Source organism: Haloferax gibbonsii ATCC 33959 (assembly GCF_000336775.1).
In the GTDB taxonomy this organism is placed as follows: Archaea; Halobacteriota; Halobacteria; order Halobacteriales; family Haloferacaceae; genus Haloferax; species Haloferax gibbonsii.
The window spans coordinates 69,620-83,104 of the sequence record NZ_AOLJ01000022.1 but is presented as its reverse complement, the minus strand read 5'-3'; the positions used below and the strand labels follow the sequence as shown (position 1 = coordinate 83,104).

The 13,485-nt window shown below is 68.6% G+C and carries 15 protein-coding genes; 7 read left to right on the top strand and 8 right to left on the bottom strand.

Translation table 11 applies throughout. From position 1 onward, the window contains the following. Positions 1–45: 45 nt before the first annotated feature. Entirely contained in the window at positions 46–429 is a 384-nt protein-coding gene (locus C454_RS14295) for a RidA family protein (RefSeq protein WP_004976748.1), read from the bottom strand. Between the two features lie 186 nt (positions 430–615). On the opposite strand from C454_RS14295, the gene C454_RS14290 reads away from it, so the two are divergent. Together C454_RS14290 and C454_RS14285 are read left to right on the top strand one after the other, a co-directional pair. After that, entirely contained in the window at positions 616–1,230 is a 615-nt protein-coding gene (locus tag C454_RS14290) for an ArsR/SmtB family transcription factor (RefSeq protein WP_004976746.1), read from the top strand. 42 nt (positions 1,231–1,272) lie between these two features. Then, complete coding sequence (locus C454_RS14285; RefSeq protein ID WP_004976745.1) at positions 1,273–2,235, top strand: hypothetical protein; 963 nt, start codon at positions 1,273–1,275, stop codon at positions 2,233–2,235. On the opposite strand, the gene C454_RS14280 is transcribed toward C454_RS14285, so the two are convergent. The 3 genes from C454_RS14280 to C454_RS14270 form a co-directional block, all read right to left on the bottom strand. Continuing rightward, a complete protein-coding gene (locus tag C454_RS14280) occupies positions 2,236–3,132 on the bottom strand; it encodes a hypothetical protein (RefSeq protein ID WP_004976743.1) in 897 nt (298 codons plus the stop codon). A 75-nt stretch (positions 3,133–3,207) separates the two neighbouring features. After that, complete coding sequence (locus C454_RS14275; protein ID WP_049905194.1) at positions 3,208–5,211, bottom strand: hypothetical protein; 2,004 nt, start codon at positions 5,209–5,211, stop codon at positions 3,208–3,210. A 157-nt stretch (positions 5,212–5,368) separates the two neighbouring features. Further along, complete coding sequence (locus C454_RS14270; protein ID WP_004976740.1) at positions 5,369–6,202, bottom strand: MBL fold metallo-hydrolase; 834 nt, start codon at positions 6,200–6,202, stop codon at positions 5,369–5,371. A gap of 483 nt (positions 6,203–6,685) precedes the next feature. Between C454_RS14270 and C454_RS14260 the strand changes: the two genes are divergently transcribed. Further along, the gene (locus C454_RS14260; protein ID WP_049905193.1) at positions 6,686–7,135 is read left to right on the top strand and encodes a TIGR00725 family protein; all 450 of its coding nucleotides are present in this window, start codon (positions 6,686–6,688) and stop codon (positions 7,133–7,135) included. Positions 7,136–7,153: 18 nt separating this feature from the next. Here C454_RS14260 and C454_RS14255 read toward each other — a convergent pair whose 3' ends face one another. From C454_RS14255 to dph2, 3 genes are all read right to left on the bottom strand, one after another. Then, positions 7,154–8,755: a hypothetical protein gene (locus C454_RS14255; RefSeq protein ID WP_004976736.1), complete on the bottom strand. Its 1,602-nt coding sequence runs from the start codon at positions 8,753–8,755 to the stop codon at positions 7,154–7,156. Between the two features lie 80 nt (positions 8,756–8,835). Further along, entirely contained in the window at positions 8,836–9,396 is a 561-nt protein-coding gene (locus C454_RS14250) for a hypothetical protein (RefSeq protein WP_004976733.1), read from the bottom strand. A gap of 158 nt (positions 9,397–9,554) precedes the next feature. Next, positions 9,555–10,589 carry a diphthamide biosynthesis enzyme Dph2 gene (gene dph2, locus C454_RS14245; RefSeq protein ID WP_004976731.1) on the bottom strand — a complete coding sequence of 345 codons (1,035 nt, stop codon included), beginning with the start codon at positions 10,587–10,589 and terminating at the stop codon, positions 9,555–9,557. Between the two features lie 165 nt (positions 10,590–10,754). Here dph2 and C454_RS14240 point away from each other — a divergent pair, with 165 nt between their 5' ends. From C454_RS14240 to C454_RS14225, 4 genes are all read left to right on the top strand, one after another. Then, positions 10,755–11,408 carry an alpha/beta hydrolase gene (locus C454_RS14240; RefSeq protein WP_004976730.1) on the top strand — a complete coding sequence of 218 codons (654 nt, stop codon included), beginning with the start codon at positions 10,755–10,757 and terminating at the stop codon, positions 11,406–11,408. A gap of 80 nt (positions 11,409–11,488) precedes the next feature. Next, positions 11,489–11,863: a YlbF family regulator gene (locus tag C454_RS14235; protein ID WP_004976728.1), complete on the top strand. Its 375-nt coding sequence runs from the start codon at positions 11,489–11,491 to the stop codon at positions 11,861–11,863. Positions 11,864–11,927: 64 nt separating this feature from the next. Beyond that, positions 11,928–12,545, top strand: coding sequence for a MinD/ParA family ATP-binding protein (locus C454_RS14230; protein WP_004976727.1), 618 nt, complete (start codon positions 11,928–11,930; stop codon positions 12,543–12,545). Positions 12,546–12,571: 26 nt separating this feature from the next. Beyond that, a complete protein-coding gene (locus C454_RS14225) occupies positions 12,572–13,195 on the top strand; it encodes an RAD55 family ATPase (RefSeq protein ID WP_004976723.1) in 624 nt (207 codons plus the stop codon). 18 nt (positions 13,196–13,213) lie between these two features. Here C454_RS14225 and C454_RS14220 read toward each other — a convergent pair whose 3' ends face one another. Continuing rightward, positions 13,214–13,480, bottom strand: coding sequence for a hypothetical protein (locus tag C454_RS14220; protein ID WP_004976721.1), 267 nt, complete (start codon positions 13,478–13,480; stop codon positions 13,214–13,216). Positions 13,481–13,485 lie beyond the last annotated feature (5 nt).

Here is a 13,485-nt window from a genome sequence, read left to right as displayed (position 1 = left end):
ACTTGTAAACTGTATCTCGCTATATTGAATTGGTGGGCGCGCGACCTATCGTTTGACGCCCGTCGCCTCGATTTGGACGGTGGCGTCGTTCGGGAGTTCGGAGACGCCGACGACGGTCATCGCCGGCCGTCGGGCGTCGAAATAGGCGTCGTATGCCGACTCGATGGCATCGATTCGGTCGAGGTCCGTCGTGTAGACCGTGGTCCGAAGCACGTCGTCTAACTCGAGCCCCGAGCGTTCGACGGCCGCTTCGACGCGTTCGAGCGCGCTCATCGTCTGGCTCTCGACCGACTGGAGACCGTCCGCCGTCCGCTCCGGTTCGGGATACTGCGCGTCGAAGAAGGCGAGTTGCAGGTTCTGCTTTCGGGCGCCGCAGCCGGCGGTCGCCTTGAAGTGGTCGCTCTCGTACCGGACCGCGTCGCCGTTCATCTCCGTTCCTCCGTTGGGTTCGTTCGACTCTGGTTCACGGTCGTACTACCCCGCGAGCGGCCATCGGCGTACCGCTAGCACCTACTAACTCCGGGAGAGCGGTACTCGCGCGAGTGGCGAGGGTCAAACGGACGCTTGACTCATGCCCGTCTCTTTATCCGCGGAGCGAGAACGACGGCCGAGACCGTGAGTTCGTTGCTCCCACTGAAACCCGCTGCAGCATCGGTTCGAGACCGGTCCCTAAGCCCGCTTCTCGTCGAACTCGACGACGACGACGCGGACGAGGTTCTGTCGGCGCTCTCGTCGGCCACCGCGAGACGGCTCCTCGCCGCCGTCTACGACAACCCGTGCCCCGCCTCGGAACTGGCCGACGAACTCGACACGACGCTCCAGACCGTCGGCTACCACGTCGAGCGACTGGTCGACGCCGAGCTGATAGAACCCGTGACGACGTGGGTGTCCGCGCAGGGCCGCGAGATGGCCGTCTACGGCCCGACCCGCTCGGCCGTCGTCCTCTTCGCGGGCGCGGAACGGACCGAGTCGAAGCTCTCCTCCGGACTCCGGACGCTGGTCGCCGGCGTGGGCGTCACGCTGGTCGGTAGCGTCGCCGTGCAGGCGCTGTGGACCGCGCGGCGACCGCAGGTCCGGTACGCCGCGCCGGCTCCGGCCGCCCCCGAACCGAGCGTCGCGGAGTTCGTCGCCTCCTACCTCGCCGGTCCCGGCGCGCTCGTTCTCCTCGTCGGCGTCGTCCTCGCCGTCCTCGTGAGCCTCGGCGCGGTCTGGACTCAAAGGCGCGTTTGAGCCATACACAGGGGGAAGTGACCCCTACACGTTGGGAGAGACGTGCAACGACGAACCCTCCTCGCCGCGGCCGGAACCGGCCTCGCGGCGGCGCTGACGGGCTGTATCGCGAGCGCCGGCAACGGCGCTGACGACGCTGACGACGACGGAAACTCGACGACTGAGTCGACTCCCGACCCGACGCCGACGCCCGAGCCGGTCGACGCCGTCTCGGTCGCGACCGGCGAGCGCCTCACGGCAGTCGTCGGCGACGGCCCCGCCAGCGACGACGGGCGGCTGAAACCGCACCACGTCCGCCTCGAAAATCCGACCGACGAGCCGTGGACCGCCCGCATCGACGTCTCTCGCCCGCTCGGGCCGGGCCACACGGAGACCTACGAACTCGACCGCGACGCGACGGTAAACGTCTCGCTTCGCGTTCCCGCGGAGTACGAACTGACGGTTACCGACATCACCTCGGACGCCGAGGCGACCGAGTCAGTCGGGCCGGCCGACTTCGACTGTAACCGCTCGTGGACCGCGTTCTCGCCCGGCGACGGCGGTGTCTCGGTCTCCGGGGCCTCGACGCGGATGGCTTGCGGGCCGCACACCGTCGCGGCCGACGGCGCGGTCACGGTCGCGCTCGGCGACGGAACCCTCCCGACCGAGGACACCAAGCCCCACGGCCTCGCCGTCGTGAACCCGACCGACGCGGCGGAGACGGTCGAATTCGCCTACGAAACGCCCGCGGGCGCGGTCGCCTTCGGCGGCACCTACCGCCTCGAACCCGGCGCGCGGGTCGGCGCGTCGCTGACCGAAGCCCGCGAGGTCACGCTCCGCGTCGCTCGGCGGAACGAATCCGGCGAAGAAACGACCGAAGCAGTCACCGTCGAAGAATCACAGTTCGACTGCAACGCGTCGAACACGACCGTCTCGCTCACCGACGACGGCGGCTTCGAGGCGCGGACGCTCTCGACGCTGATGTTCTGCGGCGACGCGGACCCGAAAAACGAGAGTTCGACGTAGTCAGACCTTCAGTTCGGTCTCCAACTCCGGCGACGCGATGGCCCGCTTGACGGTTTCCGCGGCCGGCGTCGCCTCCGCGACGTTCTCCATCAGGACCGTCTCGCTCGGGAACAGGTGTTCGCCGAGGACGAGCCCGTGCTCGCGGGCGGTCGACCCGGTCATCGTGAGGTAGACGCCGAGACCGGTCTCCGCGATGGCGGCCTCTTCTTCGGGCGCGCCGTTCGGATACGCGAACGTCACGTCGTCGAGACACCGCGTGCCGAGGACCGCCTCCACGAGGCGCTCGTAGCGCGGCGAGATACACAGTTCGCCCTCGTAGTCCGCGACGAAGTCGCGGTCGAGTTCGGAGCCCGGCGGGAGGAGTTCGGGGTCGGCCATGAGCGTGTGATAGACCGTGTCGCCGAGGCCGGAGACGACCCGAACGTCGGTGTCCATCGGGTCGATGCGGGCGTTCACGTCCTCGATGCTCCCGAGGCCCTCGGGGCGGAGCTTGACGACCTCTTCGAGCACGAGGTCGGCGCTGTCGAAGCCGAGACCGAACTCGTGGGTCCGGAGCGCGCGGAACGGCTCCTCGCGCCCGACGAGGTGAATGTCGACCCCGTCGATTTCGAGGACGACGCTGTCGAAGACGATGCGCCGCGGCATGCCGTCTCGGTCGTCGCGCAGGAGCGTGTACTCCGGCGCGGCCGGGTCCGAGAGGTCGCTGTAGTCCGCGAGTCGCTCGTACACGTCGCGTTCCGGCTGGGTATGGCCCTTCGTGACCGACTTCTCGTATCGGAGCGTCGAGGTGATTTCGTCCGCCACCTCGGCGATGCTCTCGGTCGTGGCGAACCGTTCGAGCACCGCTTCGAGGGGGCGACCCTTTCGCGGAACAGCGACGCGCACCGTCTCTGTCATCATCGGAACGTCGGGACGGCCCGCTAAACAGGTTGCGCTTCGGGAAAACGTCTCTCGGGAGGGAACTCGACCGGACTACTCCGCGTCGCCGTCGCCGCCGGCGGCCGGCCCGCCACCCATGCCGGTTCCGAACGCTCCCGCGAGGCGTTCGCGGAAGGTTTCGAGTTCGGCGACGGTGTCGTTTAGCTCTTGGATGTCGTCGCGCAGGGACTCGATTTCCTCGTCGGCCGCGGCGTCTTCGACCCGCGATTGAACGTCCGCGAGGCGGTCGTCGAGGGCCTCGCGCGTCTCCACGATATCTCCGTCGAGTTCGGCGATGTCCTCGCGGATGTCGCCGACCTCGGCGTGGAGCGTCGAGGCCTGTTCGGTCGCTTCCGCGGCGCTGTTTTCGGTCCCTTCGAGCCGCTCGACGGTCTCGTCTAACCGACCGGCGATGTCGTCGAGGCGCTCGCGGACCGTCACGAGTTCCTCCTCGCGCTTGGCGAGCGTCTCCTCGACGCTGTCGAGGCGCGCGGAGCCGGCGTCGATGTTCCGCGAGGCGGTTTCGAGCCGCTCGTCGTGGTCCTCGAACCGACCGTCGTGGTCGTCGAGGCGGCCCTCGACGGCCTCGAACTGCTCGTTGTGGGATTCGAGCCAGCCGTGGTGGTCGTCGAGCGTGCCGTCCGCGGTTTCGAGGTCGGACGCGAGGCCTTCGAGCCGGCCGTCGTGGTCGTCGAGGCGACCTTCGGCGTCCGCGACTCGCGTCGCCACGCGGTCGGAGCGCTCGTCGACCGCGGCGATGGTCTCCTCGGCCGCGTCGAGCCGAGAGGTCGCGTCGTCGACCGACTCGACCGCGCCGTCGACCATCGAGTCGAGGGCGTCGAGGTCCTCGCGGAACGCGGTCATCTCGGCGCGGAACTCGGAGACGAGTTCGCTCCCCGTCCCCTCCTCGTCGATGAACTCGGCGAGCGCGTCGGAGTACGCCGCGAGGTCCTCCATCTGCGACTGGAGGCGGCGGATGCGAACGTCGGTGCTCCGGCGCGTCTCGGCGTCGACCGCCTCGCGCAGGACTTCGATGTCCTCCTCGTCGGCCGCGCCGGACCGAATCTCGGCGGCGAGCCCCCCGACGAGGCTGTCCGCGTCGGCCGCTGGTGCGCTTCCGGCCGCGTCCGCGTCGTCGACCTCACCCGACTCGCTGTCCGACGGTTCGGCGTCCGCGTCAGCGGTGGCGTCCGCACCGGCGTCGCCCGCGGCGTCGGCATCGACATCGGGCTGTTCGAGGTGCGCGGTGACGGCCGGCGCGGTGTCGGTGGCGACCGCGCGCGGGCCGGTCGGTTCGGCGGTGTCGTCGTCGGTTTCCGCGTCGTCGACTTCCGCGTCGTCGCCGAGAACGTCGGCGTCGACCTGGCTGACCTCGCCCGCCTCGCTGTCCCCGTCGTCTTCCCCCTCGAAGGCGGCCGCGAGGTCGTCGTCGGTCGGCTCGTCGTCGATGAGTTCGGAACCGTCGGACGCGGCGGAACTCGCCTCGGCTTCGCTCTCCAGTTCGGCCTCTAGTTCGGCCTCAACGGGCTCGTCGGCGGCGGGTTCTTCGAGGACGACTTCCCCTTCGTCCTCGCCATCCGCGTCGGCGTCTGACTCGTCGTGGAGCGGTTCGCGGTTCCCCGCGAGCACGTCTCGAACGAGCTGACTGCGGTCCTCGCCGAGGATGTCGTCGATGTCGTCGGGGTCGATACCGCCGTCGACCGGGATGCGTTCGAGCGTCGGCTCTTCGAGGAAATCCGTCTGGTCGTGGCCGTCGGTGATGCGGATGCCGTAGACCGTCACGAGTTCCTCGCCGGGGTCGAGCGTCCGCTCGTACTCGACGCGGTGGTCCTTGTAGGCCGTCCAGTTGTCGCTCTCGAACTCGGGGTGGAACCCGACGCTCTCCATGGGAAACGACTCCGGAATGCGGTCGATGACCCGGATTCGGGTCGCCTCGTCTCGCGTCGAACTGATGACGAACTTGATAGCGGGAACGGGAAACTCGTCGGCGGCGAAGGTCTTTTCGACCGTAACCTCGCCGTCGGAAACCGATGTAACCCCTTCGGACTCGCGGCTCATGGCCGCCACTTTCCCGACATCCATTATAAAACAACCGGGGGCCGTGGGGCTACCCCGCCGCGGTCTCTCGATTCGACCGTTTCGACGCGGTGACTGTCCGCCTGTGTCGACCGTCGCTAAAAGGGCCGTCGCGGGAAACGCGGTTCTGGACGCGACCTCAGAGGTCGACGCGGTCGCCGATTTCGACGAGGTCGAGCGAGCGCGGGGCCTCGAAGCTCTTTGCGTGGTGGTGCAGCACCTTCGGGTCGGCGGTCATGCCCTTCCACATGTCCCAGTGGGTCGGCACGAGGCGGTCGAGGTCGAGGTCGCTGGCGGCCTCGATAATCTGGTTCTCGTCGTTGTACCACTTCGTTCGAATCGGCTCGCCCGTCTCCTTGTCGGGGATGTTGCCGATGGTCCCGAACGCGAGGATGCCGAGGTCGAGGTCGTATCGCTCGCCGATGTCGGCGAACTCCTCGGCGGGCTTGGTGTCGCCGCCGTGGATGAACGTGCCGGACTCGTGTTCGAAGACGTAGGCGACCGGGTGGCTCGCGTCGGGGTCGTAGGCGGGCTCGACGTGGACCGTGAACTCGCCGATTTCGACGCTGTCGCCCTCGGTGACCTCCTCGAACTGGTCGTCGGAGAGGTCGTAGTCGTCGAACCACGCCTCGTCGTCGTAGGCGACGGCGAGCGAGTCGTCGGGGGCGACGAACGTCGCGCCCGTGTTCTCGAGGATAGGTGCCTGACTCGGGCCGTGGACGTGGTCAGTATGCTCGTGCGTGGCGAGGACCGCGTCGGCCTCGGTCACGTCCTCGGGGTCGAACGGGACGGGAATCATGCGGACCGTCCGCGGCGGGTCGCCGATGCCGACGTACGGGTCGACGAACAGCGTCGTGCCCTCGCTGCCCTTGATGACGAACCCGTTGCATCCCAGATACCAGATGGCCACCGTCTCGGGATCGGCCGACTCGACCGCGCGCGGGAGCCAGTCGCTCCAGTCGCTGACTGTCATAGACACGTGTCCTCGCGCGGGGGGACTAAGCGTTGCGCTCTCTCGCGTTCGACCCGTCGCGACAGTCGCCGCCGAGGGCGACACTCGTCGGTGGCGCGTCCGAGAATTCGGACGATTTCCGTACGATACGAGAAAATACCGTAGAACGCAATAGAATCTGGTGGTGTATGTGGTGTATAAGGTAGTACCCCGACAAGATATTTAGTGTAGGCACACATGGCATCAATTACCATGTCAAGAACTCACAAACAAACGGCGGATTTCTCGTCGATGGCTCGGACGATGCGCGCGTGCGGTGCGTGGGAAGCGGTTTCCCCGCTGGACGACGACGCACGGCGAACAGACGAGTTCTGACGAGACCGAACACCGACGCGGCCCCGCACTTATCTTCTTCGACGCGGTCCGATACTCCATGCCCGCAGCAATCAGTCACCACGGCGAGCGCCGAGCGGACACCGCAGAGCGCGGAGCGGAGGGTTCGCCGTGCGCGTGAGCGTCGTCGGCGGCAGCGTCGTCCCCGACCCGGTCGAAACTATGGCCGAAGACGTGGGCCGCCTGCTCGCTCAGCGCGGCCACACGGTCGTCTGCGGCGGTCTCGGCGGCGTCATGGAGGCAGCTTGCCGCGGCGCAAAAGACGCCGGCGGCACGACCATCGGCGTCCTCCCGGGAGAGGACCGCGACGAGGCGAACCCCTACGTCGATATCGCCGTCGCGACCGGTCTCGGCCACGCGAGAAACGCGCTCGTCGCCATGAACGGAGACGCCGTCATCGCCATCGACGGCGGCGGCGGAACCCTCTCGGAAATCGGCTACGCCAACGTCTTCGACCGCCCCGCGGCCGGGCTCAGAACCCAGCAGGTCGGCTCGCTCGACGGGTTCGAACCGTGCAACTCACCGGAGGATGCCGTGTCGTTCATCGAGGGCGCGGTCTGAGAATCGGACCGTGCCGCGCTACGCGTCCGCGACGCCCTCGTCGCGTTCGACGCAGTCGCGGAGCAGGTCGTCGACGACGGTCTCTCGGAACGACTCCCAGTCGGTCGTCGACGTCCAGAGCCGACCCGCGTCCGTGGGTTCGAGCGCGTCGCGGCCGCGTTCCCGCTCGCGCGTCGTGACGAACCCGTTCGCGGTGAGTCCCTCGACGGCCACGTCGAGGCGCGGGGCGAGCGCGTTCGAGAGCCGCTTTTCGAATCGGTCGCCGGTCACGCTATCGCGAGCGACGCCCACGCAGAACGAATCGAAGGCCGACCACGTCTCCTCGTCGCGCGCGCCGGCGACGATGCCGTGGTGTTCGGCGCGCTCGCGGAGTTCGGCGGCGACCGCGCGACGCGTCCGCTGGCGGGAGCGCGGCGGGCCGCCGGCGAGGACGGACAGAATCGTGGCTTCGAGGTCGCCCAGCGGCGAGAGCGCGTGGCCGTCGAGTTCGAGAGGTGACTCGCCCGTCGCGTGGCCCGCCTCGTCGAGCTCCGAGAGGCTCGTCGCGGCCTCGGCGGCCCGTTCGGTGAGGTCCGTCGTCCGCTCGGCGACCGGGCCGGCGGCGGCCGAGAGCTGCGCCCGGGCGTCCAGATAGGCGTCGAGGTGCGCCTCGAAGCGGTCGAGCGACTCGAACAGCTCGATGGTCGCCCGGTCTTCGAACTTCCCGAAGCGCGCCTCACAGCTCGTTCGGAAGCGGGCGACCAGTTCGCCGGGGTTCTCCTCGACCGACGCGAGCAGGCGGCTCTCGTCGTCGAGCCACGCGTCGAGCGCATCGAGCACCGCGTTCGGGTCGCGCGTGTCCTCGGGGTCCGGGCGGGGTGCCTCGGACTCGACGAGGTCCGCGAGCTGCTCGCGGGCGCGCCCGACGTAGGAACTCATCGCGCCGAGCGGCGAGTCACCGTTGGAGCGCGCCCCGCGAGCGCCCGCGGTTCGGCCGGCGCGGGAGTTCGGACGTGACCGAGATTCGCCGCTGGCCTCGGCGAGCGCGTCTCGCAGGTCCGACAGGGCGATTCGGAGCTGTCGGGCGACGTCGGCGGCCGCGGGGCCGTCGGCGACGCGGCGGAACTCGGCGAACGCGTCGGACGCGGTCTCGACGTCGGAAACGAGGGCCCGGAGGTCGTCGATGGCGGCGAGGTCGGGACGGTCGGTCGCGGGGACGGTCAGAAGCGAGACGGTCCCGCGGTCGAGTTCGCCGCCGTCGACGAGGGCGGTTCGCGCGGCGTAGAAGGCGGCGGCGACCTGCGGGGGCGCGCCGGCGAGGTTCACCCGTACGTCGCCGTCCGCGGCCGCCTCGCGGAGCAGGTCGGTCGTCGCGGCGTACAGCTCCTCGAAAGAGCCGGTGAAGGGGAGCCGTGCCTCGTCGAGCGTTCCCCGACCGGCGAGCCGTTCGCTGACGGCTTTCGCGGCGTGTGCGCTCGCTCGCGGCGCGCCGGGTGCGCAGTCGTCCGGGTCGCGACCCTGCTCGGGGTCGGCCTCGTCGCGGACCAGACGAACCCGGTCGGCATCGACGTCGCCTGCTTCGAGCGGGGTGACGACCCGCTGCACGTCGAGTCCGAGGACGGAGAGGTGGGTCGTCGGCATCTGTCTGACCCATTCGCTACCGGTACCCTGAATGTTGTGGTGGCTCCTGAGAGTCGCCTGTCAGAAGCGTCGGCGCGGGGTCAGGACCACGAGCGGTAGAGGTTGCGTCCGATGACGCCGAGCCCGAGCGTGTCGACGACGAACAGGATGACGCCGCCGATGATGGGGACGAGCGACAGGACCGCCGCGACGAGCGCGCCGACGACGAGCGAGACGCCCAGCGAGGGCGGCCCGCCGGAGGCGACGCCGGTCACGAGCGACCCGAGGAGAACGGTTGCGAGCGCGCTCCCGACGATACTGAGGAGAATGAACGCGAGGAACCCCGGAATCGCCACGAGGAGGCCGATGATGGTGATTGCGAGGAGGACGAGGACGATGAGTCCGCCGATGCCGACGCCGAGACCCCAGAGGAACGACCCGCCGGGGTCGTCCCGAATCTCGGCGATGGCGTCTCTGGTGTACGCCGGGGCCGCCGCGACGAGGATGCCGCCGACGACGAGGTCGATGAGGAAGCTTCCGCCGGCGCGGAACACCGGCGAAAGTTGCTGTGCGGATTCGAGGTTCTGCGCGGCGGCGGTTCCCGCGAGCGCGAGGACGCCGAGCAGGCTCAGGAGGGCGGTTCGTGTTCGTGGAGGGACCATACGTGTCCGTCGAATGGCGACCCGTATAGGTATTCTGGATGGACTGTCAGGAAATCGGATACGTCCGAAGCGAGGCGGAAGAGTCGAAACAGGACGCTCCCCTCGGCGGCGTCGCGAGAGCCACGCGCCGGGGCGGGGCGCTCACCGAGAGTCTCGGGCTACCAGGTGCCGTGGAACGTGTCGAACTCCAGGGAGTCGAGCGGCTCGTCGCCGACGGCGATGCGGTACTCCTGCGGCGTCAGCATCGGCTTGTGGAACCGCGGGCCGTCGTCGGTCGTGATGCGCGGACAGCCGGTGTTGACGAACGCGTCCATGTCGAAGTTGCGGAGGCGGTCCGGCGTCACCTCGTCCATCGTGATGAGGTAGGCGTTCTCGTTGTCCTCCAGAATCTTCTCGGCGATTTCCATGCGACCCTGGCCGATTTTCGTACAGAAGATGACGCCCCACTTCTCGGCGTCCATCGCCTTGTGGACCGAGGCGTAGCGCTGTTTCATGAACTTCCGCGTGTCGGCGATGGTGACGACGTTGTTGACGGGGTCGGCGATGACGACGTTCTTGTCGGGGTGTTCCATCGCGAGGCCGAGCGGGTGGAACTTGCCGCCGCCGACGTAGAGCACGTCGTCCGCCGGGATGTCCGCGGAGGCGTAGTTGCAGCCGAGGACCTGTCCCTCGTAGGTGAGGCGGTCGTCGCCCTTGCGGGTCTGGACGGTGTAGCCGCGCTCTTCGAGCCAGTCGCACATGTCCTCGAAGCGGTTCATGTGCTGGGCGGTGGTGACGAGACCGACCTCGTCGCCCTCGATGTCGTCGAGCGCGTCCTCCATGATGGGGAAGGGGTCGACGTTGGAGAACAGCGGGACGTAGATGATTTTGTCCGACTCCTTCATCGGCGAGTGGCCGAAGTGGACGAACACGTCGGTCCGCCGCATGAGGTAGGTGTCGAGGTCGCACGCGCCGTAGCACGGCTGGCCGGAGAGCATGAACGTCACGTCGTCGTCGCAGAGCTGTCGGAGGTCGTCGGCGACCGCCGGGCCGCGGCGCTTCAGTCCCTCGGGGAACTGGAGGCCGACGCGCTTGGCGTCGCGCTCCTCGATGGCTTCGACGATCTGTTCGAGTTCGTAGTCCCACTCCCGGTCGTGCTTGAGCGACATCCCGGTGTTTCGAAGGTCTCCCTCCGAGGTGGCGTCCTGACTCATTGCCCCATCGTTGCGGACGGAGCCGTTTAACCACCGCGCTTCCCCACGAATGAGCGTCACACACCCGCACGCACGCCGAAGCGAACCGCGGCGTCGACGGCGGCGTCACCCGGTTGCCCCGTTGTCACTCGGGGATTCAAGACTCGCCGCGGCCTACCGCCGTCCATGTCCGACATCCCTCTCGAACACGTCCACGTCGAACCGTCGGAACCGGGCGACGGGCCGGCTCCCGCCGTCGTCCTGCTCCACGGCCGCGGCTCGAACGAACAGGACCTCCTGTCTATCGCACAGGAGTTCCCCGACCACGTCCACGTCGTGAGCCTCCGCGCGCCCGACCGCCTGCAGGGCGGCTACACGTGGTACGAACTCGACCTCTCGGAGGGCGGCCTCCACCAGAGCCAGCCCCACGCCGAGCAGTTCGAACGCTCGCGGAACCTCGTCCGCGAGGCTATCGCCGGAGCGGTCGAGGCGTACGACATCGACCCCGACCGAATCGGCCTCCTCGGGTTCAGCCAGGGCGCGATTACCAGCCTCTCGCTCCTCCTCGACGACCCCGACGACTACGCGTGGGTCGTCGCGCTCCACGGGTATCTCGCGGACTCCCACGCCGACCTCGAACCCGAGGGCATCGCCGGCAAGCCGGTGTTCGTCGGCGGCGGGTCGATGGACCAAATCATCCCGTCCTCGCGGGTCGAACGCGCGGCCGACCGCCTCCGCGAACTCGGCGCGGACGTGACCGCGAACCTCTACGGCGCGCCTCACGGCGTCAGCCCGGACGAACTGCAGGACGTGGTCGCGTTCGTCGAGTCCCACGTCTGAGCCCTCCGCGGGGTCGACCGCTCGCCCCTTCTCCTTCCCCGTTCGGCAGGTTGAAACCGCTCGCACCCCAACGCGCGGCTATGAGCACGCAGACGACGCGGCTCGAAGAACTCGGGCGCGAACTCGGCGAGGCCATCGCCGACCATCCGAAGTACGAAGCCTACGAGGAGGCGAAGGCCGCCGTCGAAGCCGACGACGACGTGCAGGAACTCATCACGGAGTTCAACCAGCTCCGCGAGGAGTTCAACGTGGCCCGACAGATGGGCGAAGCGACCCAAGAGGGGCTCCGAAAGGTCCAAGCGGCCCAAGAAGAGCTCCACTCCGAGCCCGTGATGGAGGAGTACCTCCTCGCGCAGGCCGAACTCGTCGGCGAGTTGGAGAAGATTAACGAGGCCATCTCGGAGCCGCTCGCGGTCGACTTCGGCGGCGAGGCCGGCGGCTGCTGTAACGACTGAGGCCAACTCGACGCGGCCCGTTTTCGCCGCAGGTTCAAGTACCAAGCCGGGGCCAGCCCCGGCTATGTTGGCAATCGCGGGCGGTAAGGGCGGCAGCGGCAAGACCACCACGACCCTCGGACTGGCGAGCGCGCTCGACGGCCCGGTGCTCGCCGTCGACGCCGACAGGGACATGCCGAACCTCCACGCGATGGCCGGCGTTGAGCGCCGAGTGGACGCCGTCTCGGGCAAATCGGTGTGCGAACCTTCGGTTCGGTCGCACCCGACCGACTCGACCGTTTCCGTGCTCCCGGCACCCGCCGGAATCGACGACGACGCCTTCGAGCGGTGGCTTCGTACCGCCGCGGACGACGAACGTCGCGCGGTCGTCGACTGCCCCGCGGGCGCTGGGCCCGATGCCGCCGTCCCGCTCCGCGTCGCCGACGCCGTGGTCGTCGTGTCGCCGCTGTGCGCGCCGGCGCTCCGCGACGCCGCCAAGACGGCCGCGATGGCGCGGGCGCTCGGCACCCCCGTCGTCGGATGTGTCGTCTCGCGGTCACGAATGGCTCCCGAGGCGGTGTCCGACCTCGTGGGCGCGCCGGTGCTCGGGACCGTTCCGGAGGAGTCGTCGCCAGTTCTCACCCGTCCGACAGTTCGGGCCGCGTACCGTCGAATCGCCGACAGGATACCGGGGAAGAAGTAATATGAGCGACTTCCTTACACTGGAGTATGTCTCGACTGGCGACGGGAATCGACGTGCTCGACCGCCAACTCGGCGGGGGCATTCCCGCGGGGAGCATCGTCCTCCTCGCCGCCGACCCGGCCAGCCAGTCCGAACTGTTCTTACACGAACTGACGACCACGCGGGGGACGCTGTGGCTGACGACGATTCGCTCGGCCGAGGCCGTCACCGACGCGCTCGAACGGAACCCCGGTCCGACCGGAAACCCCACCGTGCGCGACGTGGGCGGCGACGCGCCGCTCGACACGGCGAGCAGTCTGGTCCGCGACCTCCCGGAGGGCGCGAACCTCGTCATCGACGTGGTTGACGTGCTCGAACGAAGCGAGGGCGCTCGCTACCGGAAGTTCCTCAACGACCTGCAGACGCACATGGTCAACACCCGCGGGCTGACCGTCCTCCACGGGCTGAAAGGCGAGTCGGTCCCGGACAACCGCGACCTGACCGAACACATGGCCGACGTGGTGTTCGACCTCGACACGAAGATAGACGGCTCGGAAATCGTCAACCGCCTCGCAGTCCCCAAGTTCCGCGGGGGCCGCGCACTCGACGAGACCATCAAGCTTCGGCTGGCGGAGCGCGTCACCGTCGACACCAGCCGCGACATCGCCTGAGCGAGGCCGAGTCGCCGCTCAGAGCGCGAAGAACCCGAACGTGCCGAGCGTGACGGCCGCGATGAGCGCCATCCACGTCCGGGCGGACAGCGCCGCGCCGCGGGAGAAGACGTAGGCGAAGTACGGTGCGAGCGGGGAGAGACGGTAGATGAACGGCACCTCGATTCCGGCGCCGTACTTGAGCGAGAGCGTCAATGCGACGGTACAGAGCCCGGCGACGAGTGCGACTTTCACGTCTGTGAGGTCGCGGAACTCGGCCGTCGCGTCGTCGTCTGACGAAGCCATAGCTA

Excerpts from the sequence above, each read along its gene's own strand:
- C454_RS14295 (WP_004976748.1), bottom strand. The coding sequence starts at position 429 with ATGAACGGCGACGCGGTCCGGTACGAGAGCGACCACTTCAAGGCGACC.
- C454_RS14280 (WP_004976743.1), bottom strand. The coding sequence starts at position 3,132 with ATGACAGAGACGGTGCGCGTCGCTGTTCCGCGAAAGGGTCGCCCCCTC.
- C454_RS14230 (WP_004976727.1), top strand. The coding sequence starts at position 11,928 with ATGTTGGCAATCGCGGGCGGTAAGGGCGGCAGCGGCAAGACCACCACG.
- dph2 (WP_004976731.1), bottom strand. The coding sequence starts at position 10,589 with ATGAGTCAGGACGCCACCTCGGAGGGAGACCTTCGAAACACCGGGATG.
- C454_RS14255 (WP_004976736.1), bottom strand. The coding sequence starts at position 8,755 with ATGCCGACGACCCACCTCTCCGTCCTCGGACTCGACGTGCAGCGGGTC.
- C454_RS14225 (WP_004976723.1), top strand. The coding sequence starts at position 12,572 with ATGTCTCGACTGGCGACGGGAATCGACGTGCTCGACCGCCAACTCGGC.
- C454_RS14220 (WP_004976721.1), bottom strand. The coding sequence starts at position 13,480 with ATGGCTTCGTCAGACGACGACGCGACGGCCGAGTTCCGCGACCTCACA.
- C454_RS14270 (WP_004976740.1), bottom strand. The coding sequence starts at position 6,202 with ATGACAGTCAGCGACTGGAGCGACTGGCTCCCGCGCGCGGTCGAGTCG.
- C454_RS14235 (WP_004976728.1), top strand. The coding sequence starts at position 11,489 with ATGAGCACGCAGACGACGCGGCTCGAAGAACTCGGGCGCGAACTCGGC.
- C454_RS14275 (WP_049905194.1), bottom strand. The coding sequence starts at position 5,211 with ATGAGCCGCGAGTCCGAAGGGGTTACATCGGTTTCCGACGGCGAGGTT.
- C454_RS14250 (WP_004976733.1), bottom strand. The coding sequence starts at position 9,396 with ATGGTCCCTCCACGAACACGAACCGCCCTCCTGAGCCTGCTCGGCGTC.
- C454_RS14240 (WP_004976730.1), top strand. The coding sequence starts at position 10,755 with ATGTCCGACATCCCTCTCGAACACGTCCACGTCGAACCGTCGGAACCG.